This window comes from Kitasatospora sp. NPDC059577 (assembly GCF_042735475.1).
GTDB lineage: Bacteria > Actinomycetota > Actinomycetes > Streptomycetales > Streptomycetaceae > Kitasatospora.
In genome coordinates, this window is the sequence record NZ_JBHWBZ010000004.1 from 121,903 (window position 1) to 126,874 (window position 4,972).

Genomic DNA, 4,972 nt, shown 5'->3' on the forward strand with positions numbered 1-4,972 from the left:
ATATCATCCGCCCACCACCTATATATACACTACCATATTCGCCGCCAGCTAAATTTGTGAATAACACACAGACGTAGACCCCCCCGGGCCCCCCGGGTGCCCGCCCGGTGGACGGTGCGGGCGGCACGGGGGCACCCGGGAAACGGTTCCCCCAGGTCAGCCGCGCGCCGGCCGGGTGCCGGCCGCGCGTCGGGTCCGACCCCGGCCGTACCCCGGCCGGGCGTCGGCCGGGCGTCAGCCCTGCTGACCGGCCTTGCGACGGCGCAGCACCACGAGGGTGCCGACACCGGCCGCCAGGACGGCGCCGCCGGCGATCGCGATCCCGGTGGTGTCGTCGCCGCCACCGGTCTGGGCCAGGGACTTGTCCGCGGCGGCGGCGTCGGTCTTGGCCTTGCTGACCCCGCCCGGGGTGATCTTCGGCGGGGTGACGTTCGGGGGCTGGACCGGGAAGTCGATCGGCTGCGGGGCATCGGTGCTGCCGGACGGCGCCGGGGCCTCGGTGGTGCCGGACGCGGACGGCGAGGCCGACGGCGAGGCGGTGCCGGAGGCCGTGCCGGTCGGCGCCGGGGTCGTCGGCCCGGTGGTCGGGGTCGAGGTGCCCGTCGCGGTGGAGGTGGCCGTGGCGGTCGGCGACGCGGTCGACGAGTGGCTCGCGGTCGGGGTGGGCGTGCCGGTCTTGGTCGGGGTGGGCGTGCCGGTCTTGGTCGGGGTGGGGGTCGGGCTGGGCTTGCCGCCACCGGCCTTGATGGTGAAGCCGGCGCCCTTGATGCCGTCGCAGCTGAAGTGCCCGTTGTCGTTCGCGTCGTTGGCGTCGGCGGAGAAGACCACCGGCACGACCCCGGCCTTGCCCAGCGGCGCGTCCTTGGTGAAGGCGGCGCGGACCTTGATGTCGATGCTCTTGCCCTGCGCGATGTAGAGCAGCGCGCCGTCGGCGGCGTCGCCGCTGTCGGTGATCCCGCCGAGGAACATCAGCACGGCGCTGTCGTCGCCGTCGCCGCCACCGGGGGCGATGGCGGCGGGCTTCCAGGTGCCGCCGCCGGGCAGCGAGGCCGGCAGCTGGTACTCGAGCTTGAGGTCCTTCGCCTTGAGCGAGCCCGCCTTGTTCTTGAACTTCAGCAGCGGGTAGGCGACGAAGTCGGTCTTGGTCGAGTTGTCGATCCGGTAGGTGAACTCGCGGGCGTCGTCACCGGCGAAGAAGGTCCCGGGGACACCGCGCACCGAGAGGTCGAGGCTCTGGTGCCCCGCCTTCTCGGCCGTGGCGGCGGAGGACGGGGAGCCGGTGGTGCCGACGGCCATGGCGCCCTGGGCGCCGGCCAGCACGAGCGAGGACGCGAGAGCGGCGGCGCCGGCGAGGGCGAGACTGCGACGTATGGACAAGGGAGACCTCACGGACGTTTCCGGGCGAGGCCCGGGCGCGAGGGGCGGCCGCAGACGCCGCGTCCCCCCGCGAAGCTGAAAGTGCGACGGAGAGTACCGAACGATCCGGCCGGTTCGGAAGGCGGGTGCCGCACTGTCACCCGGACGTGAAGGAGAGATGCCCGCTTCGTCCAACTCCGTCCGGCTTCAAGGCTTTTGCGCTTTGCCAAATGATGACCGGAGGGTGACGGGTACACGTCCGAAGGACCGTACCGCACCCGCGGGCGGGAGCGGTACGGTCCGGGTCGGGTCGGGTGGTGCCGGATCGGCGGCGGACCGGCGTCCGGGCCTGCGGTCGACCGGTGCCCGGGGCGCGACGGTGCCCGGGGCAGGACGGTGCCCGGGACGGGACGGACGTCAGCCGGCGAAGAAGGACTTGGCCGCGATCAGTGCCCGCTCGTCGCGCAGCACGTCCCCCGGACGGCTGCCGTTGCCGAGCAGCACGCCGCCCCAGCGCATCGCCATGTACCCGGCGCTCAGCCGGAGCGTGCCGATCAGCGGCTCGGCGTTGTCGTCGGTGCCGCTGAGGGCGGTGACGCCCCACAGGGTGCGGCCACCCATCCGGGCGCGGAAGTCCAGCCCGGGGACCCGCATCCAGCCCGACCAGTGGTCGAGGTAGAGCTTGGCGTCGGTCGGCAGGGTGTACCAGTACAGCGGCGCGACGAGGACCACGTCGGTGGCCGCCAGGGTGGCGTCCAGCAGGGTCTTCGCGTGCCCGGTCGGCTCGGCGTACGTGCCGTCGCCGTCGTGCCGCTCGTCCCGGAAGGGCGGCAGCGGGTACTCGGCGAGCCGCAGCCAGCGCTGCTCGGCGCCCGCCGGCAGGCTCGACTCGGCGGCGAGCCGCGCGAGCCGGGCGGAGTTGCCGTCGGTGCGCGCGCTGGCGTCGAGGAACAGGAAACGGCGCGGCGCCTCGGCACCGGACGGCTGGTCGGACATCGGAACTCCCCCGGGTCAGTGGTGTGGACGGGGGTGCGAGCAGCAGCCGCGCGCCGGTTATTCCCCGTCCGCGCCCCGTCGGCCGGTCACCCGGGCGGCGCGCCCGGGGTCACTCCGGCCGGTCCGCCGGGTCCCCGGACCGGTCGGCCACCATCCCGGGCGGTGCGCCCGGGGTCACTCCGGCAGTCCGGCCCGGCGACGGGCGACGGCGGCGACCGCCGCCCAGTCCTTGTCTCCGTCGCCGTGGGCCAGGGCGTCCAGGAAGGCGTCCCGCAGGATGCTGCCGAACGGCAGCGGCACGTTCCGCGCGGCGCCCGCCTCCAGGGCGAGGCCGACGTCCTTGAGCCCGAGCGGCAGCCGGAAGCCGGCCGGCTCGTAGCGGCGCTCGGCCACCATCGCGCCGTACCCGGAGTAGACCGGCCCGGGGAAGAGCGTGCTGGTGAGCATCTCGATCAGGTCGGTCGGCCGGACCCCGTTGGCGTCGGCCAGGCTGCACGCCTCGGCCATCGACTCGATCGCGCAGGCCAGCAGGAAGTTGACGCCGATCTTGGCGGTGTTGGCCTGCCGGGGGCTCTCACCGAAGTGCCAGGTGCGTTCGCCCATCGCGGCGAACAGCGGCTCGGCCCTGGTGAGCAGATCCGCGGCGCCCGCGGTCAGGATGTTCAGCCGGCCCTCCGCCGCGACCGGCGGCCGGCCGAGGACGGGCGCCGCGACGTAGCCGATGCCGTGCTCGGCGTGCAGCGCCTCGGCCCGTTCGGCGAGCGCGAGCGAGACGGTGGCCATGTTGACGTGCAGGGTGGCCGCGGCGCCGTCCAGCAGGGCGGGGTCGAGCAGCAGGCGCTCGACCGCGTCGTCGTCGGCGAGCATGGAGACGACCGTGTCGGCGGCGAACACGTCGGCGAGCGAGTCGGCCGCCTGCGCGCCCTCGGCGGCCAGGGCGGCCACCGGCCCGGGCGAGCGGTTCCAGACCCGTACGGCGTGACCGGCCCGCAGCAGACTGCCGGCCATGCCCCGTCCCATCGCCCCGAGCCCCACGAAGCCGACCGTCGTTCCGGTCATCGCCCACTCCCGTCGCCGTTGCCGCTCACCTGCGGCCGACTGTACGTCAGGGGATCACCGGGCCCGGCCTTTCACGGAGAGCACCGGACGCACACGACGCACCGGACGTACGGCACGCCCGGCACGCCCGGCACGTACGGGACTCGGGGGACACGGATTCGCGGGACACGCCGACGCGCAGGGCGCCCGGCGCTCACGCGCAGGCGCGCGCCGGCATCCGGTCGCGGTGTACGGCGGCCCCGCGCTCCAGCTCGGCGATCACCCGGCCGCGCAGCAGCTCGTACTGGGCCTGCAGCCGGCCGGGGCGGGCCGGGCGGGCGACCGGTCGGCCCGGCCCGACCAGTTCGTCCGGCCCGAACTGCTCGCGGGTGAGGTCGATCTCGAAGCCGGTGGCGAAGCGGTTCCACCAGTGGAGGTCCGTCCGGACCCCGTCGACGTACACCTCGCCCATCATCAGCTCGCCGCCGAGCAGGTCGTGCAGCACCATCGCCGTCACCCCGCACTGGCCGCGGGCGGGATTGTCGGGACGCCAGTGGGCCAGATCCTCGGGCGCACAAGTGTCGACACCCCAGGAGGAGCGGATCGCACGTTCGATGTCGTTGAGGGTCCACGCCGTCATACCGGGAAGCCTGCCACGCGGCACTGACAGCGGCAGCGGCTTTTCGAAGGGTCACCCCGTGTTCTGCGGCGACCCTCCCTGCGTTCACCCGAACGAGTCAATGAACCCGGTCGGTCGGCCATCCGGCGTCACGGGACGGCCGACCGGCCGGGTCGTCACCCCGCCGACGGGCGACGGGGGCGCGGGGTCACCCCGCCGACGGGGCGGCCCTGCGGGGAGGGGTCACTTCGCCAGCGCGGCGACGCCGGCCTGCGCGAACTGCTCGTCCAGGTCGCCGCTGGGCGCGCCCGCGACGCCGATCGCCGCGACCGGAGCGCCCTTCGACTGCACCGGGGCGCCGCCGGCCAGGAACAGCGTGCCCGGGATGTCCTTCAGGTTGGGGGCCTGGGCCAGGCGCTTGGCCAGCTCCGAGGTCGGCGCGTTCCAGGAGACCGCCGTGAAGGCCTTGCGCTCGGCCGACTCCGGGGCCTGCGGGCCGGCGCCGTCGCCCTTCAGCAGCACCCGGGTGACACCGTCCCGGTCGACGACCGCGACCGAGACGTGCTGGCCGGCCCTGGTCGCCGCGTCCAGGGCGGCCTGGGCGGCGCGGGTGGCGGCGTCGATGGTCAGGCCGGTGCTCTGCGCGAGGTCCTTGTTCTGGGTGTCGACCTTCACGGCAGCCGGGGCGGCCGGGGTGTCGGTGGTCTCGGCGCTGGCCGAGACGGCGCCCACGGTGGCGGCGGCGATCGCGGCGGCGGCGACGGTGCCGGTCAGCACCCGGGTGCGCACGGAGGTCTTCTTCATGGTCCAGCTCCTCAGCGGGTCTGCGGGGTGGGGTGGGGATCGGGCGGGCGCCGGGGCGGGGGGCGCCCGGCGGCGGGCTCCGAACCACCCCCCCGGGGCGGGCCCCCCCCCACCACCGTCCCGCGCGTGCGTCCGCGCCAGATGGACGACAGCGGCGTC

At 74.8% G+C, this 4,972-nt stretch carries 5 protein-coding genes and 1 pseudogene; all 6 read right to left on the reverse strand.

Features of this window, described 5'->3' with window-relative positions:
- Positions 1 to 234: 234 nt before the first annotated feature.
- The 6 genes and pseudogenes from ACFV0O_RS05950 to ACFV0O_RS05975 all read right to left on the reverse strand — a co-directional run bounded on the left by ACFV0O_RS05950 (position 235) and on the right by ACFV0O_RS05975 (position 4,813).
- Positions 235 to 1,377 (reverse strand): LPXTG cell wall anchor domain-containing protein, encoded by a 1,143-nt coding sequence (locus ACFV0O_RS05950; RefSeq protein WP_380336920.1) that lies wholly within the window; start codon positions 1,375 to 1,377, stop codon positions 235 to 237.
- A gap of 396 nt (positions 1,378 to 1,773) precedes the next feature.
- Complete coding sequence (locus ACFV0O_RS05955; protein WP_380336922.1) at positions 1,774 to 2,352, reverse strand: flavodoxin family protein; 579 nt, start codon at positions 2,350 to 2,352, stop codon at positions 1,774 to 1,776.
- 174 nt (positions 2,353 to 2,526) lie between these two features.
- Positions 2,527 to 2,955: an NAD-binding protein gene (locus tag ACFV0O_RS05960; RefSeq protein ID WP_380337203.1), complete on the reverse strand. Its 429-nt coding sequence runs from the start codon at positions 2,953 to 2,955 to the stop codon at positions 2,527 to 2,529.
- Positions 2,947 to 3,426 (reverse strand): annotated as a pseudogene (locus tag ACFV0O_RS05965) (NAD(P)-dependent oxidoreductase); the annotation flags it as partial. The pseudogene ACFV0O_RS05965 and the gene ACFV0O_RS05960, both read right to left, overlap by 9 nt.
- Before the next feature lie 178 nt (positions 3,427 to 3,604).
- Positions 3,605 to 4,030, reverse strand: a complete 426-nt coding sequence (locus ACFV0O_RS05970) for a hypothetical protein (protein WP_360253849.1) — start codon at positions 4,028 to 4,030, stop codon at positions 3,605 to 3,607.
- Positions 4,031 to 4,252: 222 nt separating this feature from the next.
- Positions 4,253 to 4,813, reverse strand: coding sequence for a heme-binding protein (locus ACFV0O_RS05975; RefSeq protein ID WP_380336925.1), 561 nt, complete (start codon positions 4,811 to 4,813; stop codon positions 4,253 to 4,255).
- Between the last annotated feature and the right edge of the window lie 159 nt (positions 4,814 to 4,972).

Bases quoted from the DNA above. Each gene is read 5' to 3' on its own strand.
- ACFV0O_RS05960 (WP_380337203.1), bottom strand. From the start codon at position 2,955: ATGGGCGAACGCACCTGGCACTTCGGTGAGAGCCCCCGGCAGGCCAAC.
- ACFV0O_RS05970 (WP_360253849.1), bottom strand. From the start codon at position 4,030: ATGACGGCGTGGACCCTCAACGACATCGAACGTGCGATCCGCTCCTCC.
- ACFV0O_RS05975 (WP_380336925.1), bottom strand. From the start codon at position 4,813: ATGAAGAAGACCTCCGTGCGCACCCGGGTGCTGACCGGCACCGTCGCC.
- ACFV0O_RS05955 (WP_380336922.1), bottom strand. From the start codon at position 2,352: ATGTCCGACCAGCCGTCCGGTGCCGAGGCGCCGCGCCGTTTCCTGTTC.